Origin of the sequence: Ancylobacter vacuolatus (assembly GCF_030813595.1) — a bacterium.
Lineage (GTDB): Bacteria > Pseudomonadota > Alphaproteobacteria > Rhizobiales > Xanthobacteraceae > Ancylobacter > Ancylobacter vacuolatus.
Map to the genome: position 1 here is coordinate 388,885 of NZ_JAUSUH010000002.1, position 26,807 is coordinate 415,691.

A 26,807-nucleotide genomic window follows, 5' to 3' on the forward strand; every position below is an offset into this window, starting at 1 on the left:
TGGCTCTTGGCAGGCACATCGGGCTTCATAGCAGGTCCTGACCACGCGTTCAGTTGAACGTCTCGGTGACGGTCTTCACATGGGTGTATTCGAGCAGCCCCTCGCTGCCGGACTCGCGCCCGACGCCGCTGTCGCCGACACCGCCAAATGGCGCCTCGGGCGCCGTGACGGTGACGCCGTTAATGGCGACGACGCCGGCACGCAGGCCTGAGGACAGCCGCTCGGCCGTCCGGTGCGAGCGCGTGAACCCATAGGCGGCAAGGCCGAAGGGCAGGCTGTTGGCGGATGCGATCACCTCGTCCAGCGTGTCGAAGCTGCGGATCGGCGCCATCGGCCCGAAGGGCTCCTGCGTCATCACCTCGGCATCGGCGGGAATGTCGGTGAACACGGTGGGGGCGAAGAAATAGCCGCGATTGCCGATCCGCTGGCCGCCGGCGACGAGCCGCGCCCCGCGCGCCTCGGCATCGGCGACGAAACGATCCATCGCGTCGAGCCGGCGCTGGTTCGACAGCGGGCCCATCTGCACGCCGGGCGCCGTGCCGTCGCCTACCTTGATCGCCGCGACATGCTGGACGAACTGCCGGGTAAAGCTCTCGGCCACGCTGGCATGGACGTAGAACCGCGTCGCCGCCGTGCAGACCTGACCCGCATTGCGGAACCGCGACTGCACGCACATCTGCGCCGCCGCGGCAATGTCGGCATCCTCGCAGATGACGGCCGGCGAATGGCCGCCCAGTTCGAGCGTGACCTTCTTCAGCTCGCGCGCCGCCAGCATGGCGATGTGCTTGCCGACGCCGACCGAGCCGGTCAGCGAGATCTTCTGAATGATGGGGCTGGCGATCAGGTGCTCGGAAACCTGCGCCGGCGCGCCGAACACGATGTTCACCACCCCCGGCGGCACCCCGGCCTTGAGGCAGAGATGGCCGAGAATGATCGCCGCGCCGGGGGTTTCCTCGGCCGGCTTGATGACGATGGAGCAGCCCGCTGCGAGAGCATGGGCGATCTTGCGCGCCACCATGCTGCAGGGAAAGTTCCAGGGCGAGAACGCCGCCACCGGGCCGACGGGCTCATGCTCCACCCGGATCCGGCTGTTCGGAAAGCGGGACGGCACGATCCGGCCGTAGATCCGTCGCCCTTCCTCGGCGAGCCATTCGGCGAGCTCGGCCGCCCCCTGCACTTCCCCCCTCGCCTCGGCAAGGGTCTTGCCCTGTTCGGCGGTGATCGCCGCCGCCAGCAGGTCCACATGCTCGCGCATCAGGTCGGCGAAACGGCGCACCACCTTGGCGCGCTCCTGCGGCAGCACCTGGCGCCAGAGCTTGAAGCCGGCCGCCGCCGCCTCCAGGGCGCGGTCAAGATCGTCCACGCCGGCATGGGGAAGGCGGCCGATCTCGGCCTCCGTGGCCGGATTGATCACCGGCGAGCTTCGCCCCGACGACGGGACGATCCAGCTGCCATTGATGAGAAGCGCGAGGTCGTGCTGCATGCGACGCGCCTTCAGACCGGACGGCTTTTGAGATGGTAGAAGGTGCTGAACTCGTGCGTCGGGCCGATCACTTCCGCCTTGCGGACATAGTTCGGGCCGAGTTCGGCGAAGGAGGTGAGGCCCAGAAGGCCGAGCGCGTTGATGATCTCGCGCTCCAGAAGTTCGAGCAACCGCACGAGCGCCGCCTCGCCGCCCGCCGCCAGCGCCCATCCCTGCAGACGGCCGATGCCGACGCTGGAGGCGCCGAGTGCGATCGCCTTGATCACGTCCGTGCCGCGCAGGAAGCCGCCATCGACGATCAGCTCGACCTTCTTGCCGACCTCCGCCGCGATCTCCGCCAGCGTGTCGAGCGCGCCGGCGCAATGGTCCAGCTGACGGCCGCCATGGTTGGAGATGTAGACGGCATCCACGCCGCGCGCGACCGCCATGGCGGCATCCTCGACATGGGCGATTCCCTTGAGGATGAACGCCCCGCCCCACTCGTCGCGGATGCGGCTGGCAAGGTCCCAGGTGATGGCGGCCTGCAGGTGACGGTCCTTCTGCGCCTTCACGCTCGGCGGCAAATAGCCGTTCATCAGCTGACGCTCGCGAATGCCGTAATGCGAGGAATCGACCGTGACGGCGAGGGCATCGTAGCCGGCCGCCTTCACCCGGCCGAGAATGCTCCGGATCCAATCGAAATCGCCGCGCACATATAGCTGGAACATCTTCGGGCCGGTGGTGGCGGCCGCGCATTCCTCCAGCGAGGGCTCCGTGATGGAGCTGATCATCGGAATGGTGCCGAAGGTCGAGGCCGCACGGCACGAACTGGCGCCGCCGCCCTTCTCGATCGCCTGAAGCGAGCCGATGGGAGCGAGAAACACTGGAATGCGAACCTTATGGCCCAACATGGCGCCGGACGGGTCGACGTGCGAGACATCGCGCAGCACGCGCGGCAGGAAGACATAGCTGTCGAGCGCGTGGCGGTTACGGCGCATCGTCATTTCCGACTCCGCCCCGCCGGTCAGGTAGTCCCAGACCTCCTGATTCAGCGCCCGGCGCGCCTGCGTGACAATCTCCTGGCTACACGTGAACTGGGTCATCAATGCCTCGTGGAATAAACGTCCGGGTCGTCGGTTGGCTCTTGGGCGGCGGGTCAGGCGGGGATCTGCGCGTGTTCGACCTCCGACACCGCCTGCGCGAAGCGCCGCAGGCCCTCGCGGAAATGCGCCTTGGTGATGGTCAGCGGCGGCATGATGCGGATGGTCGAGCCGTAGCGCCCGCAGGCCATGATGCGGACGCCGAGCTGCTCGCACCGCTGCAGAATGGCGCCGACGCGCTTCGGCTCCAGCGGCTTGCGCGTGGCCTTGTCGGCGACCAGTTCGACGCCGATGAAGAAGCCGCGCCCCCGCACATCGTCGAGAATGGCGCTGTCCGCCGCGATTGCCGCGAGTTCCGCCTTAATCTCCGCGCCAAACAGAGCGGCACGCTCGATCAGGTTGTCCTGCGGGTCGAGAAGTATGTCGAGATTGGCGAGGGCGACCACATTGGCCAGTGCGTTCTCCGCGCCGGTGATCACCTGCGAGGCGAGCGGCAGCTTGTCCTGGTAGCGCTTGTGGACGGTGACGCCGGAAAGGGGAAGGTCGCCGCCAATGCCCTTCGCCCAGGTCATCATGTCCGGCACGACGCCGAAATGCTCGCTGGCCCACATCTTGCCGGTACGTCCGGCACCGGCCTGCACCTCGTCAATGATGAGTAGGATGCCGCGGCGGGTGCAGATTTCGCGCAGCATCTGCAGAAACTCGACCGGCGGGTCGATGTAACCGCCATCGGCCTGCATGGATTCGACGATGACGGCCGCGACATCGTCGGCCCCTGTGTTCGGCGTCGACAGCTTGTAGTCGAGATATTTGGCGCAGCTGACGCCGCAATCGGGATATTTCAGATCCACGAAGCAGCGGTAGCAATAGGCGTAGGGCATGTGCAGCGCGCCAGGCATCAGGGGGCCGAACTTCTCGCGGAAATTCTCACGCGTGGTCAGCGCCAGCGAGCCGTGGAACACGCCGTGATAGGCGCCCTCAAAGGCGATGATCTGCGAGCGGCCGGTAATGGCCTTGGCGAATTTGATCGCGGTCTCGGTCGCCGCCGAGCCGCTCATGCCGAACCAGGTGAAGCACTCGCCGCGCAGGCCCTCGGGCATGCAGGCCGAGAGCCGCTCCGCCAGCGCCACCGTCGTTTCGTTGACGAGGCCGGCGGAGTGCATCAGCCGTTCCGCCTGGTCGCGGATCGCCGCCACCACGCGCGGATGGTTGCGCCCGACATTCGACACCGCGACACCGGCGGAGAGGTCGATCAGGATGTTGCCGTCGGGATCCTGGATGCCGGCGCCATATCCGCTCTCCACCACGATACGCCCCTTCACCGAGGGCCGGGTGGGAGATTGGAACTGAAGTGCTCGCTGAATGACTTCCTGCGCCCGTCGCCCCGGAAACTCGTTCGACACCATCTGCGGCATGACGGGGTAGGAAAGCGAGGCGAGTTTCTCTTCTGCAATCATGGCACGGCCCTTCGGAAGGAAACGCGGAGATGGAGCGAGGGCACCACGCCCTCGCCCGGGCCGGGCATCACTGCCAGACGACAACCTGCGGAGGGTTGATCACGCCGTAGACGGATTTGTTCGCGAGCATCTCGAACGCCTTCGGCACCTGGTCGAGACCGTGCAGCGTATGCTTGATCGTCGGCTCGATCTGGACGCGCTTGGAAGCCACGAGATCGATGGCGTAGCGGATCATCTTTGGTGTGGGAGGGCGGCGGCCGATAATGCGCAGGCCCTTCTTCTCGATCGGCGCAAAAGTGACCTGTGTGCCACCCGGGAAGTGGCCGATCTCGATAATGCGCCCTTCCGGCCGCAGCATCTGCAGGCCCTGATGGAAAGCGTCGGTGCCGGCATGCCCCTGCCCGGTGGCGCCGCCGGCGCAGTCGAACACCACGTCGCAGCCAAGTCCGCCGGTGGCTTCCATGACAGCTTCCACCGGGTCCTGCTCGGTGATGTTGACGAGAACGTCAGCGCCCAGAGACTTCGCGAGTTGCAGAACCGGGTCGCGGCGGGCGATGGCGATGACGCGCCCGGCGCCGGCGCAGCGCGCCACTTGCAAGGAGTCGAGCCCCATCGGCCCCAGTCCGATGACCGCCACCGTGTCGCCCATCTCGATGCCGACGCCGTTGACGGCGCCGACGATGGACACCAGCGGCTGAAGCGCCGCCGCCTCGAAATCGCTGACCTCCTTCGGCACAGCCGCGATCATGCGGGCCGGCACCGGGAAATACTCGGCGAGACAGCCGGGTGTGTCCTCGCCCACATTCAGCACCGAACGGCAATATTGCTGCATGCCGGCCTGGCAATATTTGCAGGACCCGCAGGGCACACCGCGATGATAGAAGACGCGGTCGCCGAGCTTCACATTGGTGACGCCGGCCCCGACCTCGACCACCTCGGCGCAGAACTCGTGCCCGAAGAGCGGCAGCGGCTTCTTCTGGGCAAACATCGCCTTCAGCGCTTCATGGCTGGAGATCGGGACGCCCTGAAACTCCGCCACTTCCGTCACCGACAATTCGAGCACGCGCGTGCGGCACACCACCCAGCCCGGCTCCGCCTTGGGCTCCGGAATGTCCTCGAGACGCATGTCGTTAAAATCGTAGGACATCCATGCCTTCACGTTCGATCTCCGGTCTCGTTCTGTGAGCGTCAGTGAGCTTATCCCACCCGAAATTTATATCAATAACAAAGCTAAAAAAATATGCTTATGACTCCGACTTTATCCGCCGCCGCATACCCTTGGGGGAATGCCGCATGGAGCACTCAGCATCGAATTTTAGCTACATAAAAAAGGTAACTTGACAAGCTTCCTGGCCGGTTGAAGCATGATCGCGCCAAAGCCGGGCGGCGCGACGCCCGGCCTCTGTTCAGGCGCGCTCCCGGCCGGTGGCGCAAGCCCCCTTTCGCGGAAAGCTGCATGCCATGACCGAAGGTTCCTCGATGCATCTCGGCGTCTTCTGCATGGCGACCGGCAATCATGTGGCCGGCTGGCGGCTGCCCGGCTCGTTCACGAGCAATGAGGACATTGCCGCCCTCACCCACATCGCCAGGGTCGCGGAGGCCGGCAAGTTCGACTTCATCTTCGTCGCCGACGGACTTTCCGCCAGTGTCGGCGACCATCCTGGCACGATCGCGCGGCTCGAACCCTTCACGCTGATGTCGGCGCTCAGTATGCGCACGCACCGGATAGGGCTCATTGGCACGGCCTCCTCGACCTATACCGAGCCCTATAATCTGGCACGGCTGGTGTCCTCGCTCGATCATCTGAGCAGCGGGCGCGCTGGCTGGAACGTGGTCACCACCTCCACCGTGCAGGCAGCGGGAAATTTCGGCGCGGAAGCGCCGCCCGAGCATGACCTGCGTTATGAGATGGCGGCCGAGTTCGTCGAAGTCGTGCAGGGTCTTTGGGACAGCTGGGAAGACGGCGCCCGCCTCGCCGACCGCGAGAGCGGCCGCTATGTCGACCCCGCCAAGATCCACGCACTCGACCACAAGGGCCGCTTCTTCGTGGTGAAAGGCCCGCTGAACAGCTCGCGCAGCTGCCAAGGGCGCCCGGTGATCGTGCAGGCCGGCGCCTCCGCAGCCGGACGCGCCTTCGCCAGCCGCTATGCGGAGGCGATCTTCACCGTGCAGCAGGACATTGAGGAGGCGAAGGCCTTCTACCGCCGAACCAAGCAGGACGTCGCCGCCCAGGGCCGCGCCCCCGACCAGTGCAAGATCCTGCCCGGCCTTTTCCCCGTGATCGGCCGCACCGACGAGGAAGCCCGCGCCACGCTCGCCAGCTTCGTCGACATGGTCGACGAGCGCAGCGCGCTCAATACGTTGTCCGAGCGGCTCGGCCACGACATGTCCGGCTACGACCTTGATGCGCCGATGCCCGAACTGCCGCCCTCGGCGCATATTCACAGCTATGCCGCCGTGGTGCGTACGCTCGCCCAGCGGCCGGGATGCACGCTGCGCGACATCTACAACATCTTCGCGGTGTCCCGCGCCTATCTCGTCGCCTGCGGCTCGCCGGCCACCATTGCCGATCTGATGGAGGAATGGTTCACCTCCGGCGCTTGCGACGGCTTCATGGTGGTGCCGGCGACCTTTCCCGGCACCTTCGACCGGTTCGTCGAAGGAGTCGTTCCGGAACTGCAGCGGCGCCGGCTGTTCCGCTCCGCCTATGTCGGCCGCACCCTGCGCGACCATCTGGGCCTCAAGATGCCTGCCAACCGGTTCGCACCCCCGGCGGCCGGCGCCTCCCGAGACCGGAGCGCCTGACGGTGGGGATGCGGGGCGGTTCATGCAGATGACCCCGGACATCTCGCGGCGGCGACGTGCGCCGCGCCGGCGAGGCGGGGAGCCAGTTCCTGCCGCCGCGCGGTGGGGAGGCCGGCAAGGCGCAGCACGAGGTCGAGATTCGCCGTAACGGCCCGCTCCGGCGTGGCGCGACGGGCTGCGTCGTGTCCGCGTTCCGAGAGGCGGAACAGATAGGCGCAGGCAATCTGCTCGGCGAAAAGCTCGCTCCGCTTGAGCGCCTCCCGCCCCGCCTGCACGGCGGGCGAGCGACCGCCCAAGAACTTCCAGTTCCGGCGCGCCTGCCGCAGCGGCTGCACCACCCCACCGGTCCAGGGCGCGAGGGAGTCGAGGAGCGTGCGATAACCGGCCTCGCCTGGGCTGTGTCCCCGTGTGCCGAGCCACAGCATGAACAACAGGGCGTTCACCTGGACGCCGAAATTGTCCTGCAGTTCGAGGCAGGCGGGCGCCACGGCGTCCTGCGCATAGATCAGACAGGCGAAGGACCAGAACGGGTTGTCGAGGGTGAGGTCCGCGCCGGCGTCGAGGCAGTCGGTGAGGACGAGAGGCCGCGCGTCGGACATTACGCGTCCCCCCTGCCCGGCTCGCCCCAGCGCACGAGGTCGCCCGTGTCGAGGCCGAACAAATCGAGCGCCCGCCCCACGGAATGGTTGACGATGTCGTCCACCGTCGCGGGCTTGGTATAGTGGGCAGGCACCGGCGGCATGATGATGGCGCCGGCCTCCGTCGCCTGTACCATGCTGCGCAGATGGCCGAGATGCAGCGGCGTCTCCCTCACCATCAGCACCAGCCGGCGCCGCTCCTTCAGCACCACATCGGCAGAGCGCGTCAGCAGGTTGGAGGTGGCGCCATATGCGATTTCGGACAGGCTGCGGATTGAGCACGGTGCCACCACCATGCCACGTGTCCGGAAAGAGCCGCTGGAAATGCACGCGCCGATATTGTCGATCGCGTGCACGACATCGGCGAGTGCCTCGACATCGCGCACTTTCAGCGTCGTTTCATGGGCGAGCGTCACCTTGGCCGAGCGCGTCATCACCAGATGGGTCTCCAGACCCAGCCGCCGTGCCGCCTCCAGCATCCGCACGCCGTAAATGGCGCCCGAGGCGCCGGAGATCCCGATGATGAAGCGCTCGCGTGCCACGGGCGGACCTAGGCGAGAATATCGGGCCAGCGCCGGCGCACGGCCTGCGCTTCCTCCACCGACAGGGCGGAAGTGGGCGGATAGCTGCCGAGCAGCTCGAACGGAATGCAGGCGTCGATGATCATCTTGGAATTCGAGGTGCGGCCCGCATTGCGGTCCTCCATCGACAGCCGCGGATCGAGCGACGAACTCCAGGCATTGCGGACGATGTCGACATCCTCCGACGGCTCAGCGCGGGTGGTCACCGCCCACATCACATCGGCGAGGTTGGACGGATCGACATCCTCGTCCACGACGACCACGATCCGGCCCATATAGCTGTTGGCCGCGGCGATCAGCCCCGCGCGCTTGGCGTGGCCCGCATAGCGCTGCTTGATGGCGATGACCGTCATCAGCTGCGAGACATGCTGCCAAGCACCGACCACATCCGCGACGCCGCAGGCTTCGAGATTGGCCCAGATGCTGGCGGCGCGGAAGGGTATGCCGAAATGGAAGCGCGGCGGCTTGAGCGGGGGTGAGCCGAGCAGGATAGGGTTCGAGCGATAATGCACGGCCTGCACGTCCATCACCGGCGCCGGACGCCGGTCGGCGGCGTAATAGCCGGTGAATTCCCCAAACGGGCCTTCGGGCAGATTGTCCTGATCGAAGGGAAGCAGCATCCCTTCAAGGATGATTTCCGCACGAGCCGGCACCGGCAGCCCCGTGACCGGCAGCGCGAAGGTTTCGATGGGCGCCTGCTTGATCGCTCCGGCGAAGGCATATTCGGACTGGCGTTCGGGGAGATATTCAAAGCCGGCTATAAAAAGCGCGGGATCCTGGCCGTTGACGATCGCGACCGGACAGGGCTGCCCCCGGTCCCAGTACTTGCGCGAGATCATCGCACCGTGGCGGCCCTTGTGGTCGAACTGGATGGTCACCCGGTTCGGCCCGTGCACCTGCACGCGGTAAATGGCGGCATTCACCCAGCCCTCGTCGGGGTCCTTGGTGATCACCAGGCTGCCGGAGCCGATATACGGCCCGCCGTCGCGTTTGTGCCAGATGGGACAGGGAAACACACTAAGGTCCACCTGATCCCCGAACTGCGAATTCTCGAGGAAGGCGGCATCCTTCACCGAAACCGGATCGAGCGGCTTCAGCTCGACCCTGCGGCTCTTCCAGGCCTTCAGCACCTCCAGCGGCGGCAGAGTCGGATCGATGCCCAGCGCCAGCGCGGCCCGGCGGGTGCTGACGGTCGCGTTGGTGAAGACGCGATGGCCCGGGCGAAGGCCGGGAATCTGGTCGAACAGCAGCGCCGGGCAGGCCGGCAGGCCCGCCGCCACTTCCGTGATGGCGCCCAGCTCGAAATCGGCCGAGGCCCCGTCCACACGCTTCAGGTCGCCCATGCTCTCAACCAGGCCGATGAAGTCGCGAAGGTCGTTGTAATCCACCGCTGTCACGCTGATCTCCCCGCCAGGGCAACCGAGCCGAACTGTCTGAAATCACAAGCGTTTCCTGGCCTCTGCAGACTCACGGAAACCCTTTGCATGCAGGTCGGGCTGCCCATCGTTACCGATATTTATAAGACGGCATATGATAAGGCGCAATGCTATTTTGGCGTGCTGATTTAGCCCGGCACACGGGGATTCGGCGCCCCATCCTTCGACTTGACACCCACGAAATGAAGATACATAAAGAAGCTACAAACCGTAGTTAATTTGTCCTGGCTAAGGCTCGGGCGAGTGCGGAGGAGACCTCGGATGTCGGCCAGCATTGAAGCCTACGCGACCCCACTTCTGAGCCCCCGGCCCACCGCGCCGAAAGCGCTGCGGACGGGTGCGGACTATCTGCGTTCCCTCGACGATGGGCGGGCAGTGTTCATCGACGGTGAGCAGGTGAAGAACGTCACCACCCACCCGGCGCTGCGCGAAGCCGCGCGCTCGGCTGCCCGCCTGTTCGACATCGCCAGCGACCCGGCGATGGAAGAGCGGATGACCTTCGTCTCGCCTACCACCGGCAATCGCGTGCTGCGCGCCTATCAGATCCCCCGCACCCATGCGGATCTGAAGGCCAAGCGCCTCGCCTCCGAGACCTGGTCGGAATCAACCTTCGGCATGATGGGCCGGACGCCCGATCACGTGGCCGGCTTCTTCTGCGGGTACGCGGCGGTGCCCGAAGTCTTCGCCGCCGGCGGCGCGCCTTTCGCCGACAATGTCGTCTCCTATTACGAGCATCTGCGGGAAAACCATCTCTGGGCGACCTATGCCATCGTGCCCCCGCAGGTCGACCGGTCGAAGCCCGCCCATAAGCAGAGCGATCCCACGCTCTATGCCGGCGTCGTCAAGGAAACCGATGGCGGCATCGTCATCGCCGGCGCGCAGCAGCTGGCCACCGCCGGGCTTTACTCCGACGTGCTCTACCTCTCTTGCATCCATCCGCTGCAGCCGGGCGACGAGAACTATGCCATCGGCGTCGCCATCCCGATGAATGCGCCCGGCCTGCGGCTCTACCCGCGGCGCCCCTTCGCGGTGCAGGCGGAGAACGGATTCGACCATCCGCTGACCAGCCGGTTCGACGAATCCGACTGCTTCGTCGTTCTGAAGGACGTGTTCGTCCCCTGGGAACACGTGTTCATCTATCGCAACCTGGAAGTCTGCCGGGACCAGTGGTGGAAGACGCCGTCCCATTCCTACGGCAATCTCCAGGCCCAGGCGCGCTACGCCGCCAAGCTGCGCTTCATGCTCGGTCTCGCCATGCGCATGAACGAGGCAACCGGCAATGCGGCGGTGCCGCCCGTCATGGTGCAGATGGGCGAGCTGGCCGCCCTCGCCTCCATCGTCGAGACCATGCTGGAAGCGCAGGAGCTCAAGGCGACGATCGACGAGAAAGGTGTGGTCTGGCCCTCCAAGACCGCTCTCTACGCGGTCATGGCGCTGCAGTCGGAGATCAATCCGAAGATGGTCGACATGGTCCGCGAAATGACCGGCGCGGCCATGATCACCATGCCCTCTTCGCTCAAGGATCTGGACAGCGCCGTCACCGGCCCGGACATCGAGCGTTACATGGCGTCCGGCATCAGCAGCGCCCGCGATCGCATCGCGCTCATGCGCCTGGCCTGGGACTTCTTCGGTTCCGAATTTGGCAACCGGCACCAGCAATATGAGAAGTTCTACGGCGGCGCGTCCTTCCTGGTGAAGCAGAACATGTACCGGAACTATGATTTCGCCCGGGCCTGCAAGCTGGTGGATTCCGCCCTGGCGCTGAGCGCCACGCCACTGGCCAATAGCTGACGAGCGGCGGGTGGCGCGGGAAAAGGGGCGCAGCCGCGCCCGAGGGAGGTCGTATGGAAACCCTGGCCGACACCGAGACCCGCGCCTTTTCCCCCAGGGATCTTCGCGCGACGTTCGGCCTGTTCCCCACCGGGGTGACCATCATCACCGCCGTCGTCGGCGGGGAGCGGATCGCGGCGACCGTCAGTTCCTTTGGGTCGCTGTCACTGGACCCGCCGCTGCTCTTGTTCAGCATTGGGCGACATTCCAAGGTCTTCGCCGCCTGGAACAGCGTCACCCATTTCGCCGTCAACGTCCTCGACCAGTCGCAGAAGGAGCTGTCCGCCCGATTCGGTCGGGCGCAGCTCGATAAATGGGAAGGGGTGCGGACCCTTCGCGGCGACGCCACCGGCGCGAGCCTGTTCCCCGACGCGCTGGCCTGGTTCGAGTGTGAGACCTACCGCATCTATGAGGGCGGCGATCACATCATCACCGTCGGCCGGATTGTCGCGATGGCGCGCCGCCCCTCGGCTTCGGCCGATCCGCTCGTGTTCTTCGGCGGGAGTTATCGCCGCCTCGACCCCGAGGCGCGGAGCGAGCCGACCCCGCACGATGCCTATTGGACCTATGGCTGGTGAGCGGCACCGCCGGCGCGCATTGAACGTGTCTCCACCTTGCCGAGATCGGCGCATGTGCTCACGCCGATCTGGCACAGGGTCCGGCGCACATCCTCGCGCAGCAGCCTGATCAGGAAGTCGCCGCCCTCCTCGCCCAGAGCCGCCACGGCATAGAGGAAGGGCCGGCCAAGAAAGGCCATGTCGGCCCCGCAGGCGAGCGCCCGCACCACATCGAGCCCGCTGCGCACCCCGCTATCGACCATCACCGCCCCATCGCCCCCGGCGGCGCGGACCTTCGGCAGCATGTCGAGGCTGGCCGGCGCAGCGTCGAAGGTGCGGCCACCATGGTTCGAGACGAGGATCCCGTCCGCGCCCACCGCCCGCGCCTCGCGCGCGTCCGCCGGATGCAGCACGCCCTTGACGACGAGCCGGCCGGGCCACCGGTCGCGGATACGCCGGACGAGAGCCCAGCTGAAGCCGCCCTCGATCGCGGTGGCGGCGAAACGCACGAGGTCTGCCGGGGTGGCCGGGCCGTCCACATAGGGACGCAGCGATTCGCAGCCGGGAGGCCCGGCCCTCAGCATGTCCGCCAGCCAGCGCGGGCGACCGAGCATCTGCAGCAGGGCGGCCGGCCCGGGACGGAAGGGCACGGCGAGCCGGTTGCGGACATCCTGGGGGCGATGGGCCCGAACGGGCGTATCGAGTGTCAGCACCAGCGTTTGGACGCCGAGCTCGCCCGCCCGGCGCATCAGATCGAAGGTGCAGCGGTGATCGTTGTGGGGAAGGCCGAAGAGCTGGAACCACAGGACGTCCGGCGCGATCCGGCCGATCGTCTCGAGGCCCGCACTGGCCGCCGTCGACAGCACATAGGGAATGTTGGCCGCCTGCGCGGCGCGGGCGAGACTTTCTTCCAGCTTCGGACGCACCAGCGCCCCCAGCCCCATCGGCGCGATGCCGAAGGGCGAGGCATAGTCCCGCCCGAACAGCGACACGGAAAGCGACGGCTCACACCGGCCGAAGCCGTGACGCGGCAGCAGCGCGATGTCATCGAAGGCCGCGCGGTTTCGGCGAACCACGGCATTGTCGCCGCATCCGGCCTCGACCGTCGCCATCACGAAGGACGGAAGCCGCGCCCGCGCGCCCTCGACAAGGTCCGCCACACATGGGTAGCGCGCCTCGCGCGCGGCCTGCCGGCGTTGGGCGGAACGCGAAAGAGCCCCGGCCGGCGGATTCACCCGGCGCCTCCCAAGCCCTCGCGCGCGGTGGCCGTGCACAGTACCGGGCGGCGAGGGAATCCGCGCCGCCGCATCGCCAGCCGCTCAGCCGGCCGCAAGCGCGGCCACCGCGCGCCGCGTCATCACAGCCGCCAGATGCGCCCGATAGGCGCCGTCGCCGTGCATATCGGCGATCATGTCGTCGGCGGAAAGCGCCAGCCCGTCTAGCGCCGTCGGGGCGAAGACGGCCGTCAGGGCTTCCTCGGCGTCGATCCAGCGGAAAACGCCATCCTGGCCCGCGCCGGTGATCGCCACCCGAACCCCCTCACCCGCCCGCGCCACAAAGGCGCCCGCCATCGCGTAACGCGAGGCCGGATTGGCAAATTTGCGGTAGGCTGCCGCTGCGGGCACTGGAAAGGAGACGGCGGTGACGATCTCGTCCTCCTCCAGCGCCGTCTCGAACAGGCCGCAGAAGAACGCCTCCGCCGGCAGGGCCCGGCGGTCGGTGCGAATGGTGGCCCCCAGCGCAAGGCAGGCGGCGGGATAGTCGGCGGACGGGTCATTATTGGCGACCGAGCCGCCAAGGGTGCCCCTGTTACGCACGGCGGGATCGCCGATGAGGCCGGCAAGCTCGGCGAGGGCCGGTACCGCCCGACGAATCTCAGGCGACGCGGCGACATCGGCATGGCGCGTCATGGCGCCGATCGTCACCGCCTGCGGCGTGACCTCGATGCCCGCCAGCCCGGGGATACTTCCAAGGTCGATGAGGTCGCCGGGCGCCGCCAAGCGCTGCTTGAGGGTTGGAATCAGCGTCTGGCCGCCGGCGAGAAACTTCGCGTCGCCGCTATCGCGGGCACGCATGAGCGCCTCTTCGATCCGGTCCGGCCGATGGTAATTGAACGCGAACATGGCCTACCTGCCCCGGCTCACCCGGCCGCCGCCGGCGTCGCGCCCGGCAGCCGCGCCATGGCTTCGGCACCGCCGATGATGGCGAGGACGATGTTGTGATAGCCGGTGCAGCGGCACAGATTGCCTTCCAGCGCCTCGCGCACGGTATGTTCGTCGAGCGCGAAGCCATGGCGGTTCACGATCTCGATCCCGGCCATGATCATGCCGGACGTGCAGAAGCCGCATTGCAGGCCGTGATGCTCGCGAAACGCGTCCTGCATGGGATGCAACGCCTTGCCCGCGGCGAGCCCTTCCACCGTCAGCACCTGCGCCCCCTCGGCCTGGACCGCGAGCACCGTGCAGGATTTCACGGCCCGCCCGTCGAGATGGACCGTGCAGGCGCCGCACTGGCTGGTGTCGCAGCCGACATGGCTGCCGGTGAGCCGAAGCTCATCCCGCAGGAACTGCACCAGCAGTGTCCGTGGGTCGATTTCGGCCGCGACGGGCCGGCCATTGACGGTTATCGATAGAGAGGTCATCGCCAACTCTCCATTGGCTGAGCCGGCAGGTCCGCCGGCGCGGCATGCGCCACCGGCCCTGTCGGTTCCACAGGCAACGCGGTCACGGGACGAGATCAATGATCGCCTTAGCCTGCTCGGGCGTGAGCGGCTGTTCAATGAACTTGTTGGTCACGGCCCATTTGACCGACTCGTCGAAGCCCTTCACCGGCGCGAAGCGCAGCTTGTCGCGGTTGTAGAACTTGAGCGCCTCCTTTGCCGTGGAGAGGTCGATCTTGTTGAGCGCCGCGAACATCTTGGCCGACTCGTCGGGGTTGGCATAGGCCCAGTCGATGCACTCATTGAGGACCATGAAGAATTTTTCCGCCACCGGGCGGCGATTCTTCAGGAAATCATCGCTCGCAATATTCACGCGGGCGGAGATTTCGCGCTGGCTTTCAACCACGTCGCCGCTGAACAGCACGCGGATCTCGCCCTTGGCCACGGCATCGAGGCCCGACGGCGGAACGGAATAGCCGACATCGACCTGCCCGCTCATGGTCATGGTGCGCGTCGCGTCCATGCCGCCGGACGAGACCGGGGTGAAGTCGAGCTTGCGCTCGGCCTTGAGCCCCAGCAGCACCGCCTCGGTCGCCCCGCCCGGGCGGGGATAGGCGACCTTCTTGCCGGCAATGTCCTCGATCGTCTTGATCGGGCTGTTGACCGGCACATAGAAGAAGGTGTCGTTCTGCCCGACGAATTCGGAGCCGACGATCTTGATCGGCGCGCCCTTCACGAAGGCGGCGATGGCGGCGGACGTGCCGGGCGAATAGCCGATGTCCATTCCGCCGGCGATCACCGCCTGCACCGTTTCCGATCCACCGCGGGTCGGGGTGATGCGGACATCGAGCCCCGCTTTCTCAAACGCGCCGCGATCTTTGCAGAAGGTCGGCTGGGAGGTGTCCCACAGGCCGACCCAGGAGACCGCCACCTTCACCGTATCCGCCGCCGAAGCCGGCATCGGAAGTCCGCAGGCCGCCAGGGCGGCGAAGAAGGCCAGGCTCTTACCAACAGGCTTTAGCATCGAAGTTCCCCTCTTTTTTAAACACAATGCGTCGCCAAGGAGTGTGAATGTGGACGCTGTCCGGCACCTCTCGAAGGACAAATCCTGGATAAATAGGTACATATTCTAGGTAAATATCAAGCTTAAAATAGGAGCTTTAATGCCGAACGGTTGAGCATAGGGCCTCCCGTTATGCGCTGCCACGGCGTCGCCCGCACCTGTCGTGTCGCTCCGAGGCCGGTCCGCTGCAATCGCACAGCACGCCCGGCGCGCGAAAGCGATGCAAGAATAGGCATGCCTCGAAATCCGCACGCCGGCGGGCTGTTCGCCTTCTTGACCTCCGCTAAAAAAGCTTCATTATTTATCTATCCAGTGAATGTTTATCGCCTGGGCACCGAAGCGCCGGATCGTGGCAGGGATTTAATTTGATGAACCTGATCAACAACGTGACCGAGGGCCAGCCCCTGACCAGCGCCAGCCAGCCGGAGCAGCCGACCGGCATTGATGCTGCCGCGCCCCAGGCCTGGGGCAGCGACCGCATCGCCGCCCTGCTGTCCCAGCTCGACATGCCCTATCTCTGTCTCAACCCCGGATCGAGCTTTCGCGGCCTGCATGACAGCGTGGTCAATTATCTCGGCAACACCTCGCCGCAGATGCTGGTCTGTCTGCATGAGGAACACGCGGTGGCCATCGCCCATGGCTATGCCAAGGCCACCGGCAAGCCGCTCGCGGTGGCGCTGCACGCCAATGTCGGCTTGATGCACGCGACCATGTCGATCTTCAACGCCTGGTGCGACCGCCTGCCGATGCTGGTGCTCGGCGCTACCGGCCCGGTGGATGCCGCCAAGCGCCGGCCCTTCATCGACTGGATCCACACCATGCGCGATCAGGGCGCGCTGGTGCGCTCCTACACCAAATGGGACGACCAGCCGGCCTCGGTCGAGGCGACGGAGGAGGCGCTGCTGCGCGCGATGCAGATCGCCCGCACCGAACCGCAGGGCCCGGTTTACATCAATCTCGACGCCGAGGTTCAGGAGGCTCCCTATGCCGCCGGCCGCCCGATGCCAGATCTCGGGCGCTATCGCCCGGTTCCCGCCCCCGCCCCGGATCCGACGATGCTGGAAGAGGCCGCCCGCCTGCTCACCGGCGCCCGGCGCCCGGCCATATTAATGGGCCGCGCCACCCGCGACCCGGCGGATTGGGACCGGCGCGTGCGGCTGGCGGAGAGCCTCGGCGCGATGGTGATCACCGACCTCAAGGTCGGCGCGGCCTTCCCCACCGCCCACCCCCTGCATTGCGCCGCGCCGGGCATGTCGCTCAGCAAGGCGGCGATCGCCAGGCTGACCGAGGCCGATGTCGTGCTGTCGCTGGACTGGGTGGACCTCGCCGGCTTCATCAGCACGGTGTGGCCCAACGGCCCCTGCCCCGCCAAGATCGTACTGGCCTCGGTGGACCACCATGTCCATAACGGCTTCAGCTTCGATCACATGGCGCTGCCGCCGGTCGACCTGCATTTTGCGACCACGCCGGAGGCGTTCACCGCCGCCCTGCTGGAGCGCCTGCCCGCGCCCACGCGCAGTTACACGGTCACGCCCCGCCGGCCGGCCGCCCCCGCGCGCGGCGACGAGTTGAGCCTCGCCGATATCGCCTATGCGCTCGACCACGCGGCCGAGGGCCGGCCGGTCTGCCTGTCGCGCCTGCCGCTAGGCTGGGACGGCGCGCTGATGGATTTCAACCACCCGCTCGACCAGCTCGGCCATTCCGGTGGCGGCGGCGTCGGGTCGGGGCCGGGCATGGCGGTCGGCTCGGCGCTCGCTCTTCTGGGCAGCGGGCGGCTGCCGGTGGCGGTGCTGGGCGACGGCGACACGCTGATGGGCGTCACCGCCATCTGGACCGCCGTGCACTACAACATTCCGATGCTCGTCATTTCCGCCAATAACCGCTCCTATTTCAATGATGAGCTGCACCAGGAGCGCGTTGCCCGCCGCCGCAGCCGGCCGGTGGAGAATCGCTGGATCGGCCAGCGCATCGCCGATCCCGAGCCCGACATCGCCAAGATGGCGGAAGCCCAGGGTGCGCTGGGATTTGGTCCGATCTGCGATCCCGACGCATTGCGGGTCGCGATGAAAGCGGCGGTCGAGGCGGTCGTCGCCGGTAAGGTGGCCGTGCTCGATGTGCATATCGGTCCCGGCTATGCGGGGAGCGGCGGCTGACGCCCCGACGGTTCGCGCCTGCCTCGTCGCTCCTTCCTTAGGAAAATGACCATGCCGACCTATACCGACGTGCTCCCCCACCATCGCAATCTCTATTATGGCGGCCAGTGGCTCAAGGCGGGGAGCGGAAAGACCGACACCACCATCAACCCCGCGACCGGCGAGTCGCTGGGAAGCTGGGCGGTGGCCGATGCGACCGATGTCGATGCCGCCGTGCGCAAGGCGCTGGAAGGGTTCCGCGTCTGGCGCGCGGTGAAGCCGGCGGATCGCGCCGTCATCCTGCGGCAGGCGGCGCAGGTGATCCGCGACCATGCCGAGGAGATCGCCTTGATCGATTCCGCCGATTCCGGCGGGCCCTACCGGCGGATGATCCGCGATTCGGAAGGCGGGGCCGCCGCCTTCGAGTTCTTCGCCGGCCTCGTGACGGAAATGAAGGGCTCGACCCTTCCACTCGGCGACGACACGCTGAACTACACGATGCGCGAGCCGCTCGGCGTGGTGGTGCGCATCAATGCCTATAACCACCCCTTCCTGTTCGCCGCCTCGCGCGCGGCGGCGCCCCTGGCGGCCGGCAATGCGCTTATCATCAAGCCACCGGATCAGGCCCCGCTGTCGACCCTGCGCCTCGCCGAACTGATCGGGCCGCTCTTCCCGCCCGGCGTCATCAACGTGCTGACCGGCGGGCGCGAATGCGGCGAGGCGCTGGTCGAGCACCCGCTCGTCGCCAAGGTGGCGCTGATCGGCTCGGTGCCGACCGGCAAGGCCATCGCCCGCGCCGCCGCCGGCACGCTGAAGAAAGTCGGGCTCGAACTCGGCGGCAAGAACGCGCTCATCGCCTATCCCGACAGCGATCCGGCCAAGGTGGCGGCCGGCGCCGTCAACGGCATGAACTTCACCTGGTGCGGGCAGTCCTGCGGCTCCACCTCGCGAATCTTCCTTCACGACAACATCCATGATGAGGTGGTGGAGGGCATCCTCAAGGCGGTCGAGGCCTACCGGTTCGGCCTGCCCACCGACGAGGCGACGCAGATGGGGTGCATGATCAGCGCGCAGCAGCTGAGCAAGACCGAGCATTATGTCGCCCTCGCCCTGAAGGAAGGCGCGCGGCTCGTCGCTGGCGGCGCCCGGCCCAGCGACCCGATCTATTCCCGCGGTTTCTTCTATCCTCCGACCGTGTTCACAGACGTGACGCCGGACATGACCATCGCCCGCGAGGAAGTGTTCGGGCCGGTGATGTCGATCCTGCGCTGGCGCGACGAGGACGCGATGATCGAGGCGGTGAACCGCTCCGAACTCGGCCTCACCGCCTCGATCTGGACCCGGAACCTTGCCACGGCGCATCGGGCGGCGGCGCGGGTGGAAGCCGGCTATATCTGGATCAACGGCAGCAGCACCCACACGCTGGGCGCGCCGTTCGGCGGCTACAAGCAGTCCGGCCTCGGCCGCGAGGAATCGCTGGAAGAGCTGCTGGAATGCACCCAGCTCAAGAACATCAACGTCTCGCTCTGAGCCCGGCCCTTGTCGGGAGCGGCGGCCGCGCTTCCGCGGCCGCCCTTCCCTCCGGGGTTCAGGCGTCGAGGCGTTCGCGGGCGTCGGCCCGGCCGCTGGACTGAGGATACTCCGCGAGCAGAGCGTCGGTGATGTCGTCGAGCACCGCGAACAGAGCCTCGACATCCTTCGGCTTCAGGTTCTTGCGCGCGCACAGATTCACCACGCGGGCCCGCTCCAGCAGCACCGGCTTCAGCGCGAGCCCCGCCTCGGTGAGGTAGACGTTGATCTTGCGGCGGTCCTTCGGGTTGCGGACCCGCCGCACGAAGCTGAGCCGCTCCAGCTCGTCGAGAATGGTGGTCGACGAGGCCGTCTCGATGCCGACGGCACGGGAGAGTTCAGCCTGGGTGGGGCCGTCATTCTCCCAGAGCTTCTGAAGATGCACGAACTGGCCGAAGGACACGTCGACCTTGGCGAGTTCGTGACGAAAGGCCCGGCTGAACGCCATGTGGGCCCGCCGAAGGTGCCAGCCTATCCCGATTTCGGCCTGCTTCTCATCCGCCTCCGACATTCCGCCTCCTGTGTTTGACGGCTCCCACTAGCCAAAACGTAAGGCGCCTTGTCAATTGACTCAGATCAAAAGGCGACTTATTATAATGTACCTTATTGTATGAGGCCCTCATGAACGAGCTGTATGTTTGCAAGGTCGGCGAACTCGACGATGGCGGGGTCCGTATCGTCGGCGAGCCGGGCCATCGGATCGGCGTCATGCTGCATGACGGAGAGTACCTCGCGTATCTCAACCGCTGCCCGCATCAGGGCGGCCCCGCCTGCGAAGGGATGCGCATCCCCCAGGTCCAGGATGTCATCGACGAGGCTGGGCTGTTCGTTGGCCAGCGCTACGATGAGTCCGACCTTCACATTGTGTGCCCGTGGCACGGCTATGAATTCCACATCAAGACCGGCGAGCATGTCTGCAATTCGGCGGTGCGGCTGCGCAAATACGCCACGGTCGTGCGGGAGGGCGGAATCTATGTCCAGTATTGACCTGGGCCTGATCCCGACCGCCGAGCTCGCGGCCGAGCTTACCCGGCGCTTCAGCGCGGCAGCGGAGTGCGATGTGGCACGCGTCGCCAGCGACGATGTGGGCATGGTGCTCGCCCACGCCATCCGCCTGCTGGCGGAGCGCGCGCAACAGGGCCTGCCGCCCTGTACCTTTCCCGGCAACAACACGCTCTCGGCGACCGATGCGGTGATCGCCTGCACCGCCCTGCTCGAGAGCGTCGAACTCGCCGTCTTTGAACTCGCCGCCTGGCAGGCCGTCTCCAATATCGGCTCCAGCCGGCTCGCACGCCCTTTGCCTGTTACGGAGCCGGGTCGATGACCGCCACTGCCGGAGTCTTCAGAGAACCCCTGCGCAAGTCCTTTGACACCGAGGAGCATCTCGGCAACGCCTATCAACAGGCGTTGGAGCGCAATTACGAGGACTTCCTGATCGTCGACGTGGACTCGCACCACTACGAGACGGAAGCTTTCGGCGAGATCGCCCGCTACATTGAGGACCCGGTCCTGCGCGACGAGGCCCTCTATCAGGGCATGGCGCGCGGTGGCGTGACCTCGGTGGATGGCTCCTATCAGGAAATGACCGGACGGGTGACGCGCTATCCGCTGCGCCGCCACGAGGCGACCCCGCCGACCATCCATCGCGACATCACGCTGATGCGTCGCTGGATGGACGCCATGGGCGTCGACATGGCCTGCATGTTCCCAACCCCGATGCTGAACATCGCCACCTGCCCGCGTGTGGAAGTCGAGGTGGCGCTGGCGCGGGCGTATAATCGCTGGCTCTGCGACAATATCCTGTCGGAGGAGCCGCGCCTGACCTCCATGCTCTATCTGCCGTTCAACGACCCGGAATCCTGCTACCGCATGGTCGAGGAGTTCGGCGACCGCAAGGGCGTCATCGGCTTCATGGTGACGGCCACGCACTACAAGAGCGTGCAGGACAACGCCTTCGTGAAGACCTATGCGGCCCTGCAGGAACGCGGCCTGCCGCTCGGCTTCCACGCCGCCTATACGTGGGGCGACAAGTCGACGGCGCTGATGAACCGCTTCATCTCTGTCCATGCCCTCGGTTTCGTCTGGCACAATATGGTGCACATGACGAACTGGCTCATGAACGGCATGCCCGAGCGCTTCCCCCGCCTCAAGACGCTCTGGATCGAAAGCGGCCTGGCATGGGTGCCCTTCCTCATGCAGCGCCTCGATAACGAATTCATGATGCGCAGCTCCGACGCCCCGCTGCTTAAGCGCAAGCCCAGCGACTACATGCGGGAGATGTTCTACACCTCACAACCCATGGAAATGGTCGAGAACAAGGAAGCGCTGGAACTCACCTTCAAGATGATGAAGGCGGAAAGCCAGCTGCTCTATTCGTCGGACTACCCCCACTGGGACATGGATCTGCCGAGCACGATCTACGACCTCCCCTTCCTTCAGGAAGGACAGAAGCGCGCCATACTGGGCGGCAACGCGCAGGACCTGTTCAAGCTCGATCCGCACTTCGCCCCCTGGAAGCTGGAGCGCCAGAAGCAGCGGGCCATGGCCGCGCGTGGCTGAAGGCAGGGTCGCGCTCCGGTTGCTTGCCAGAGCAAGTGGAGCGTGGAGGCAGTAGGCGCTAGCGTTCCGGGAGGAGGCCCGATCTAGCATGATGCACGCACAGGCAGTCAGCCCGGCAATGGCAGGCTCGGTTCCGGCACTGAGCTTGAAGAATGTCGGCAAGTCCTATGGAACAGGCGCGGAGCCGATATGGGCCGTGCGTGACTTCTCGCTCGATGTGGCCAATGGCGAGTTCATCTCGATCATCGGCCCCAGCGGTTGCGGCAAGTCGACCCTGTTCAACATCATCGGCGGTTTCTTCAACCGCTATGACGGCGACGTGGTCGTCCACGGCAAATCCGACCCCGGCGCCCGCCGCACGATCGGCAGTGTGTTCCAGGAGGAATCGACCTTCGCCTGGCGCACCGCGATCGAGAATGTGATGTTTCCGCTAGAGGCGCTCGGCATCCCCAAGCCGGAGCGGATCGAGCGGGCCCGCGATACGCTCGCGCTGGTGGGGCTCGAAGGCTTCGAGAACCATTACCCCGCCGCCATGTCGGGCGGCATGCGCCAGCGCGTCTCCATCGCCCGCACCCTCGTCGTCCGGCCGCAGATCCTGCTGATGGATGAGCCCTTCGCCGCGCTCGACGAACAAACCCGCATTCTGCTGGGCGACAAAGTGCTGCAGATCCAGCAGCAGCTGAAGCAAACCACCGTGCTGATCACGCACAACCTGACGGAAGCCGTGCTGCTCAGCGACCGCGTGGTGATCATGACCTACCGTCCGGGGCGAATAAAGCGCATCGTGGACATTGACCTCCCGCATCCGCGCACCTCCGACATCATCACCACGGACCGTTTTGGCCAGCTGGTCGGCACGATCTGGGCGGATCTGCGCGATGAATCCAATCGCGGGATGAAGTAACCCGCCATGCGTGCGGCCCGGCTCGCGGCTGCGGGCAGGCCGCGCCCCTTTCAACCAGCGAGGCTTTCATGAACATCCAGCGTATCAATACGCGGAATCTGCCGCATCGCGGGGACTCCGTGACTTGGAATGGCTGCGTGCATCTGTCGGGCATCATGCCGTCGGACGAGACCGTATCCATCGCCGAGCAGACGGCCGACGTACTGCGCGAAATCGAGGCTCAGCTCGCCAATGCCGGCACCTCCAAGGCCGCGCTGATCTCGGCGACGGTCTGGCTCGCCGATCTCGACCGCGATTTCGAAGGCTTCAACGCGGTGTGGCGGGGCTGGGTCGATCGCGACAATCTGCCGGCGCGAGCCTGCGTGCAGGCGAAGCTGCACGGCAAGGGGCTGCTGGAAATCGCCGCTATCGCCGCCACACCGCCCGTCTGACGCGCAGTCCGCGCATCCGCCCGCGCTTGGCCGCCCCGGATTTGGCTGGCACTCCGGTAGGCATGAAGAGGGCCTCAATTGACGTAGAGTTAGATAAAGGAGAGCCGTAACAGGCCGGGTGCGCCGCTGGCCATGCGACCTACGCCTCTTTGCCATTCAATTTTTGCTAAAGATTGAAGCTATCGCGGGACTATGGCAGAGTGCCCTGCACTGCCGTGCCTCAAGGCTGCAATCGGCGAGTTGGGACACGGCAAGAGGACTCAATGAAGACTAAGTTACCGCGCGTGGATTCGGGTTCTTCTAAAGTACGGCCTGAGAAAAAGTCGGACCCGAAAACGATGTTCATTCCACCCCTTACGATCTCGCATCGCCGTATCCTGTCGAAGGGGCGGGACGACGAGTTCCGGCAGACCATTTATCTCATCGTCCAGGTGCTCAGCCGGCTTGAGGCCTGTCGCGCCGCCTTCGGGCGCGCGCTTGGGCTCACCGGCTCGCAATTCGCGGTGTTGATCGGCGTTGCGTACCAGCAGGGCGAAGTTGGGGTTAAGATTAACGCGCTAGCGAAATATGTGCAGTTGGCGTCGACCCATGTCACCACCGAAGTCGGGGTGCTCTCACGACGCGGGCTGCTGGTGAAGCATGTCGACGCGGAAGACCGCCGTAGTGTGCTCGTCAAGCTCTCGCCCGAAGGTGAAGCCGCCGTTGAACAGGTTGCCCCCTTCCTGCGCCGGGTGAATGACCAGCTCTTCAACGACATATCGCGCGAGCAGATCACCAAGTTGCGAGAAATCTTCACTACTCTATCCTTCAATAGCGAATTTGCCATGGCCGAAGTGCGACGCTATGAGCGGGAGCGCGACGGAGCATGAGGATTGCTCGGGCACGTGCAGCCTGCGACTGAGAGCACTGGCACTGCTGCCGGCCTTGCCGCACGCGGCAGCTGACAATCCTGCCGCTTTAGCGCGAGAACGCGCCTGGTCTATCGTGGCGGATACTGAAGCCCTCGGCCGCCTACCCGGCCGCGCCGCCACTTGCTGGCGTGAACCTCACCATGACGATTGAGGCGCCCGGCCTGTTGCCGGCACCTGTTAAGGCCGTGGAGCAGGTAGCCGGCCTGCTTAACGACGGTGGACCGGCTAAGCCGCAATCTCAGGTCGTTACAGCACCTCTCCGCAGGTTCAGGCGGTATCGCGTGTAACGGCGTTCGCCGAAGCGCGTCAGGGCGCCTTTCTCGACCAGATCGTGCAGGTCCCGCGTGGCGGTGGGGCGTGAGGTGCCGGTGATTGCGAGGTAGTTTTCCGCGCTCAGGCCGCCCGTGAAGCCGCCGGGGCCCTCGCGGAACAGGCGGGCGATCACCTTTTCCTGCCGTTCGTTCAACTTGTCGCGGAAGCGATCGTAAAAATGCGCCTTGGCGATGTGGAAGGCGACGCGGCCGAGCGTCGTCTGCTGGGCCGCGATGATCGTTTCCGCAAAACAGACCAGCCAGTCCGTGACATCGAGCGTCCGCTGATGGACCTCGAGCTGATCGTAACAGGCCTTGCGATGCTGCTCGATTGTATGGGCGAGCGTGATCAGCGTCGGCTGACCGATGTTCTGGGCGAGGGATTTTTCCGCCAGTGTCCGGCCGATGCGACCGTTGCCGTCCTCGAAGGGATGGATGCTCTCGAAATAAAGATGCCCGATCCCGGCCCGGGTAAGTGCTGGCAAGGGCATTTCGCCGTCCGGGGCCGAGCCATTGAACCAGGCGAGATATGCGGCCATCTCGTCCGGAACCCGAGAGGATGGAGGCGCCTCGAAATGTACGGTCGGCCCATCCTGGTGGCCGGACACGATCTGCACTGCGTCTTCATGGCGACGGTAGCCGCCGATGATCTCCAGATGCCGGCTGTCTGCCATCAGCATGCGGTGCCAGCGGAACAGCGTGCCAGCGTCGAGGGGATGGGCCCAGCTCCGATAGAGATCGACCATCATCTCCGCGATGCCCCGCTCTTTCGGCTTCACGTTGCGATTGTCGGTGTCGAGGCCGAGCTGACGGCGCAGGGAGGATTGCACGCTGAGGCGATCCAGTGTCTCCCCTTCGATCACGCTGGTCTTGACCGCCTCGTCACTGAGGAGTTCGATCCGCAGCCGGTCCCGCTCGCCCTCGCTCACATGCCGAACCGCGCCGATCACCTCGCCGGTGAGCAGCAGGAACCGCCGCTCCAGCGGTTCGAGGACAACCGGATCATAGGCAAAATGCGGCCAGCCGTGCTGGGTCCAGTTCCAAGCCATGAGCGATAGAGCCTCCTTCTATCGCTCACATAATAGCGGATATGTGATTGATAGATAGCCGTCCTATCGCTCATGGCAGAGCCGCGCCATCGCGCCCCGCAGGCTGATCGAGCGCCCCCATCCCCATTTCCTGCGCTGGCATAGAGAGCATTGTTTCAAGCCGTGAAGCGGAGGCTCCCTATGCCGCTTCCGATCATTGCACAGCAGTTCCGCCGTTCGCCTGTCATTGCACGCCACGCTGCGACTCGGATGGAATCCTGTTGAACCGGCCTAATATCGGGCTCTTTTAATCATCCCCACCCGGGATGAGATCGTCAGGACCCCGGCACTGTCGGGGTTGGGATGGCGGCAGTACATCATCAGGGTTTTGCCCGCGGCGCGCGGATGCTGCGCACGGCGCTGGGTCCGGCGATCACCCGCACGTGGAAGACCCATCCGTCGTCGAGGTGATGCTGAGCCCGGTTGGGCGGCTGTGGATCGACCGTCTCTCGGAGGGACTGTCCGACACGAGTGAGCGGCTTTTGCCTGCAGACGGCGAGCGCATCGTGCGGCTCGTCGCACACCATGTCGGCGCCGAGGTGCATGCGGGAGCCCCGCGTGTTTCGGCTGAGCTGCCCGAGACGGGAGAACGGTTCGAGGGACTGCCGCCGGTCGTGGCGGCCCCGACTTTCGCCATCCGCAAGCCCGCCGTCGCGGTGTTCACGCTTGAGGACTATGTCCGCGCCGGGATCATGTCGGCCGGGCACGCTGGCGCTTTGCGCCAGTGTGTTGCCTCTCGCGCCAACATATTGGTGGCCGGCGGCACCTCGACGGGCAAGACCACGCTGACCAATGCGCTGCTCGCCGATGTCGCGAAGACAACTGATCGCATCGTCCTCATCGAGGATACGCGCGAGCTGCAATGCGCGGCGCCGAACCTCGTCGCCCTGCGCACCAAGGACGGCGTCGCCTCGCTGTCCGAGCTCGTCCGGTCAGCGTTGCGGCTGCGTCCCGACCGCATCTCCATTGGCGAGGTGCGCGGCGCAGAGGCGCTCGACCTGCTCAAGGCATGGGGCACCGGCCATCCCGGCGGCATCGGCACCATCCATGCCGGCAGCGCGCTCGGCGCGCTGCGGCGGATGGAGCAACTCATTCAGGAAGCCGTCGTCACCGTCCCGCGCGCGCTGATCGCCGAGACCATCAATCTCGTGGCCGTCCGCACGCCGGCTCATAGAACTCGCCCGTGTCGAGGGCCTTGGCCCCGATGGCGACTACCGCGTCACCCCTGCTTTCACCGGAGATCCCTCATGATCCGATCGCTCCATCGCGCCCGTAGCGCCGCCCGATTGGCCGCGTCTGCCATCTGCATCAGCC

At 65.9% G+C, this 26,807-nt stretch carries 24 protein-coding genes and 2 pseudogenes; 13 read left to right on the forward strand and 13 right to left on the reverse strand.

Annotated elements, in window-relative coordinates; genetic code table 11:
* Window positions 1-49 precede the first annotated feature (49 nt).
* From J2S76_RS05710 to J2S76_RS05725, 4 genes are all read right to left on the reverse strand, one after another.
* Window positions 50-1,483 carry an NAD-dependent succinate-semialdehyde dehydrogenase gene (locus J2S76_RS05710; protein WP_307058363.1) on the reverse strand — a complete coding sequence of 478 codons (1,434 nt, stop codon included), beginning with the start codon at window positions 1,481-1,483 and terminating at the stop codon, window positions 50-52.
* An 11-nt stretch (window positions 1,484-1,494) separates the two neighbouring features.
* The gene (locus J2S76_RS05715) at window positions 1,495-2,565 is read right to left on the reverse strand and encodes an alpha-hydroxy acid oxidase (RefSeq protein WP_307058365.1); all 1,071 of its coding nucleotides are present in this window, start codon (window positions 2,563-2,565) and stop codon (window positions 1,495-1,497) included.
* A gap of 53 nt (window positions 2,566-2,618) precedes the next feature.
* On the reverse strand, window positions 2,619-4,019 hold the full coding sequence (locus tag J2S76_RS05720) for an aspartate aminotransferase family protein (RefSeq protein ID WP_307058367.1): 1,401 nt from the start codon (window positions 4,017-4,019) through the stop codon (window positions 2,619-2,621).
* A 67-nt stretch (window positions 4,020-4,086) separates the two neighbouring features.
* Window positions 4,087-5,166 (reverse strand): zinc-dependent alcohol dehydrogenase, encoded by a 1,080-nt coding sequence (locus J2S76_RS05725; RefSeq protein ID WP_307058370.1) that lies wholly within the window; start codon window positions 5,164-5,166, stop codon window positions 4,087-4,089.
* A 314-nt stretch (window positions 5,167-5,480) separates the two neighbouring features.
* Between J2S76_RS05725 and J2S76_RS05730 the strand changes: the two genes are divergently transcribed.
* Complete coding sequence (locus tag J2S76_RS05730; RefSeq protein ID WP_307058371.1) at window positions 5,481-6,824, forward strand: LLM class flavin-dependent oxidoreductase; 1,344 nt, start codon at window positions 5,481-5,483, stop codon at window positions 6,822-6,824.
* Between the two features lie 20 nt (window positions 6,825-6,844).
* Here J2S76_RS05730 and J2S76_RS05735 read toward each other — a convergent pair whose 3' ends face one another.
* Genes J2S76_RS05735 through J2S76_RS05745 form a run of 3 tightly spaced genes read right to left on the reverse strand, consistent with a single transcriptional unit; the run spans window position 6,845 to window position 9,440 of the window.
* A complete protein-coding gene (locus J2S76_RS05735; protein WP_307058373.1) occupies window positions 6,845-7,423 on the reverse strand; it encodes a TIGR02444 family protein in 579 nt (192 codons plus the stop codon).
* Window positions 7,423-8,004, reverse strand: a complete 582-nt coding sequence (locus tag J2S76_RS05740) for a UbiX family flavin prenyltransferase (protein ID WP_307058375.1) — start codon at window positions 8,002-8,004, stop codon at window positions 7,423-7,425. Before J2S76_RS05740 ends, J2S76_RS05735 begins: the two co-directional genes overlap by 1 nt.
* Before the next feature lie 8 nt (window positions 8,005-8,012).
* A complete protein-coding gene (locus J2S76_RS05745; RefSeq protein WP_307058377.1) occupies window positions 8,013-9,440 on the reverse strand; it encodes a UbiD family decarboxylase in 1,428 nt (475 codons plus the stop codon).
* 300 nt (window positions 9,441-9,740) lie between these two features.
* Between J2S76_RS05745 and J2S76_RS05750 the strand changes: the two genes are divergently transcribed.
* Window positions 9,741-11,270: a 4-hydroxyphenylacetate 3-hydroxylase family protein gene (locus tag J2S76_RS05750; protein ID WP_307058378.1), complete on the forward strand. Its 1,530-nt coding sequence runs from the start codon at window positions 9,741-9,743 to the stop codon at window positions 11,268-11,270.
* A gap of 53 nt (window positions 11,271-11,323) precedes the next feature.
* Window positions 11,324-11,887, forward strand: coding sequence for a flavin reductase family protein (locus J2S76_RS05755; protein WP_307058380.1), 564 nt, complete (start codon window positions 11,324-11,326; stop codon window positions 11,885-11,887).
* Here the strand turns inward: J2S76_RS05755 and J2S76_RS05760 are convergent.
* The 4 genes from J2S76_RS05760 to J2S76_RS05775 form a co-directional block, all read right to left on the reverse strand.
* On the reverse strand, window positions 11,875-13,101 hold the full coding sequence (locus J2S76_RS05760; protein ID WP_307058383.1) for an alpha-hydroxy acid oxidase: 1,227 nt from the start codon (window positions 13,099-13,101) through the stop codon (window positions 11,875-11,877). The genes J2S76_RS05755 and J2S76_RS05760 overlap by 13 nt on opposite strands.
* Window positions 13,102-13,185: 84 nt before the next feature.
* Window positions 13,186-13,989 carry an FAD binding domain-containing protein gene (locus J2S76_RS05765; RefSeq protein ID WP_307058385.1) on the reverse strand — a complete coding sequence of 268 codons (804 nt, stop codon included), beginning with the start codon at window positions 13,987-13,989 and terminating at the stop codon, window positions 13,186-13,188.
* 17 nt (window positions 13,990-14,006) lie between these two features.
* Window positions 14,007-14,507: a (2Fe-2S)-binding protein gene (locus tag J2S76_RS05770; RefSeq protein WP_307058388.1), complete on the reverse strand. Its 501-nt coding sequence runs from the start codon at window positions 14,505-14,507 to the stop codon at window positions 14,007-14,009.
* Window positions 14,508-14,589: 82 nt separating this feature from the next.
* A complete protein-coding gene (locus J2S76_RS05775; protein ID WP_307058390.1) occupies window positions 14,590-15,549 on the reverse strand; it encodes an ABC transporter substrate-binding protein in 960 nt (319 codons plus the stop codon).
* Between the two features lie 407 nt (window positions 15,550-15,956).
* Here J2S76_RS05775 and J2S76_RS05780 point away from each other — a divergent pair, with 407 nt between their 5' ends.
* Together J2S76_RS05780 and J2S76_RS05785 are read left to right on the forward strand one after the other, a co-directional pair.
* The gene (locus J2S76_RS05780) at window positions 15,957-17,741 is read left to right on the forward strand and encodes a thiamine pyrophosphate-binding protein (RefSeq protein WP_307058391.1); all 1,785 of its coding nucleotides are present in this window, start codon (window positions 15,957-15,959) and stop codon (window positions 17,739-17,741) included.
* A gap of 51 nt (window positions 17,742-17,792) precedes the next feature.
* Window positions 17,793-19,250: an aldehyde dehydrogenase family protein gene (locus J2S76_RS05785; RefSeq protein ID WP_307058393.1), complete on the forward strand. Its 1,458-nt coding sequence runs from the start codon at window positions 17,793-17,795 to the stop codon at window positions 19,248-19,250.
* Window positions 19,251-19,308: 58 nt separating this feature from the next.
* Here the strand turns inward: J2S76_RS05785 and J2S76_RS05790 are convergent, their stop codons facing one another.
* The gene (locus J2S76_RS05790) at window positions 19,309-19,800 is read right to left on the reverse strand and encodes a MarR family winged helix-turn-helix transcriptional regulator (protein WP_307058395.1); all 492 of its coding nucleotides are present in this window, start codon (window positions 19,798-19,800) and stop codon (window positions 19,309-19,311) included.
* A gap of 110 nt (window positions 19,801-19,910) precedes the next feature.
* Here J2S76_RS05790 and J2S76_RS05795 point away from each other — a divergent pair, with 110 nt between their 5' ends.
* The 6 genes from J2S76_RS05795 to J2S76_RS05820 all read left to right on the forward strand — a co-directional run bounded on the left by J2S76_RS05795 (window position 19,911) and on the right by J2S76_RS05820 (window position 24,052).
* Window positions 19,911-20,276, forward strand: a complete 366-nt coding sequence (locus tag J2S76_RS05795; protein WP_307058397.1) for a Rieske (2Fe-2S) protein — start codon at window positions 19,911-19,913, stop codon at window positions 20,274-20,276.
* A complete protein-coding gene (locus J2S76_RS05800) occupies window positions 20,263-20,613 on the forward strand; it encodes a hypothetical protein (RefSeq protein WP_307058399.1) in 351 nt (116 codons plus the stop codon). The genes J2S76_RS05795 and J2S76_RS05800 overlap by 14 nt, the downstream gene beginning before the upstream one ends.
* The gene (locus tag J2S76_RS05805; RefSeq protein WP_307058401.1) at window positions 20,610-21,848 is read left to right on the forward strand and encodes an amidohydrolase family protein; all 1,239 of its coding nucleotides are present in this window, start codon (window positions 20,610-20,612) and stop codon (window positions 21,846-21,848) included. The genes J2S76_RS05800 and J2S76_RS05805 overlap by 4 nt, the downstream gene beginning before the upstream one ends.
* An 88-nt stretch (window positions 21,849-21,936) precedes the next feature.
* Window positions 21,937-22,752 carry an ABC transporter ATP-binding protein gene (locus J2S76_RS05810; protein WP_307058403.1) on the forward strand — a complete coding sequence of 272 codons (816 nt, stop codon included), beginning with the start codon at window positions 21,937-21,939 and terminating at the stop codon, window positions 22,750-22,752.
* A gap of 68 nt (window positions 22,753-22,820) precedes the next feature.
* On the forward strand, window positions 22,821-23,183 hold the full coding sequence (locus tag J2S76_RS05815) for a RidA family protein (protein WP_307058405.1): 363 nt from the start codon (window positions 22,821-22,823) through the stop codon (window positions 23,181-23,183).
* A 263-nt stretch (window positions 23,184-23,446) separates the two neighbouring features.
* Window positions 23,447-24,052 (forward strand): MarR family winged helix-turn-helix transcriptional regulator, encoded by a 606-nt coding sequence (locus tag J2S76_RS05820; protein WP_307058407.1) that lies wholly within the window; start codon window positions 23,447-23,449, stop codon window positions 24,050-24,052.
* A gap of 280 nt (window positions 24,053-24,332) precedes the next feature.
* On the opposite strand, the gene J2S76_RS05825 is transcribed toward J2S76_RS05820, so the two are convergent.
* The gene (locus J2S76_RS05825; RefSeq protein WP_307058409.1) at window positions 24,333-25,454 is read right to left on the reverse strand and encodes a Fic family protein; all 1,122 of its coding nucleotides are present in this window, start codon (window positions 25,452-25,454) and stop codon (window positions 24,333-24,335) included.
* Window positions 25,455-25,536: 82 nt separating this feature from the next.
* Here J2S76_RS05825 and J2S76_RS05830 point away from each other — a divergent pair.
* Both J2S76_RS05830 and trbB read left to right on the forward strand, forming a co-directional pair.
* Window positions 25,537-25,620 (forward strand): annotated as a pseudogene (locus J2S76_RS05830) (HNH endonuclease); the annotation flags it as partial.
* A 176-nt stretch (window positions 25,621-25,796) separates the two neighbouring features.
* A pseudogene (trbB, locus tag J2S76_RS05835) lies at window positions 25,797-26,744 on the forward strand (P-type conjugative transfer ATPase TrbB).
* Window positions 26,745-26,807 lie beyond the last annotated feature (63 nt).

Bases quoted from the DNA above. Each gene is read 5' to 3' on its own strand.
- J2S76_RS05710 (WP_307058363.1), bottom strand. From the start codon at position 1,483: ATGCAGCACGACCTCGCGCTTCTCATCAATGGCAGCTGGATCGTCCCG.
- J2S76_RS05715 (WP_307058365.1), bottom strand. From the start codon at position 2,565: ATGACCCAGTTCACGTGTAGCCAGGAGATTGTCACGCAGGCGCGCCGG.
- J2S76_RS05720 (WP_307058367.1), bottom strand. From the start codon at position 4,019: ATGATTGCAGAAGAGAAACTCGCCTCGCTTTCCTACCCCGTCATGCCG.
- J2S76_RS05725 (WP_307058370.1), bottom strand. From the start codon at position 5,166: ATGTCCTACGATTTTAACGACATGCGTCTCGAGGACATTCCGGAGCCC.
- J2S76_RS05730 (WP_307058371.1), top strand. From the start codon at position 5,481: ATGACCGAAGGTTCCTCGATGCATCTCGGCGTCTTCTGCATGGCGACC.
- J2S76_RS05735 (WP_307058373.1), bottom strand. From the start codon at position 7,423: ATGTCCGACGCGCGGCCTCTCGTCCTCACCGACTGCCTCGACGCCGGC.
- J2S76_RS05750 (WP_307058378.1), top strand. From the start codon at position 9,741: ATGTCGGCCAGCATTGAAGCCTACGCGACCCCACTTCTGAGCCCCCGG.
- J2S76_RS05755 (WP_307058380.1), top strand. From the start codon at position 11,324: ATGGAAACCCTGGCCGACACCGAGACCCGCGCCTTTTCCCCCAGGGAT.
- J2S76_RS05765 (WP_307058385.1), bottom strand. From the start codon at position 13,989: ATGTTCGCGTTCAATTACCATCGGCCGGACCGGATCGAAGAGGCGCTC.
- J2S76_RS05770 (WP_307058388.1), bottom strand. From the start codon at position 14,507: ATGACCTCTCTATCGATAACCGTCAATGGCCGGCCCGTCGCGGCCGAA.
- J2S76_RS05775 (WP_307058390.1), bottom strand. From the start codon at position 15,549: ATGCTAAAGCCTGTTGGTAAGAGCCTGGCCTTCTTCGCCGCCCTGGCG.
- J2S76_RS05780 (WP_307058391.1), top strand. From the start codon at position 15,957: ATGAACCTGATCAACAACGTGACCGAGGGCCAGCCCCTGACCAGCGCC.
- J2S76_RS05785 (WP_307058393.1), top strand. From the start codon at position 17,793: ATGCCGACCTATACCGACGTGCTCCCCCACCATCGCAATCTCTATTAT.
- J2S76_RS05790 (WP_307058395.1), bottom strand. From the start codon at position 19,800: ATGTCGGAGGCGGATGAGAAGCAGGCCGAAATCGGGATAGGCTGGCAC.
- J2S76_RS05795 (WP_307058397.1), top strand. From the start codon at position 19,911: ATGAACGAGCTGTATGTTTGCAAGGTCGGCGAACTCGACGATGGCGGG.
- J2S76_RS05800 (WP_307058399.1), top strand. From the start codon at position 20,263: ATGTCCAGTATTGACCTGGGCCTGATCCCGACCGCCGAGCTCGCGGCC.
- J2S76_RS05805 (WP_307058401.1), top strand. From the start codon at position 20,610: ATGACCGCCACTGCCGGAGTCTTCAGAGAACCCCTGCGCAAGTCCTTT.
- J2S76_RS05810 (WP_307058403.1), top strand. From the start codon at position 21,937: ATGATGCACGCACAGGCAGTCAGCCCGGCAATGGCAGGCTCGGTTCCG.
- J2S76_RS05815 (WP_307058405.1), top strand. From the start codon at position 22,821: ATGAACATCCAGCGTATCAATACGCGGAATCTGCCGCATCGCGGGGAC.
- J2S76_RS05820 (WP_307058407.1), top strand. From the start codon at position 23,447: ATGAAGACTAAGTTACCGCGCGTGGATTCGGGTTCTTCTAAAGTACGG.
- J2S76_RS05825 (WP_307058409.1), bottom strand. From the start codon at position 25,454: ATGGCTTGGAACTGGACCCAGCACGGCTGGCCGCATTTTGCCTATGAT.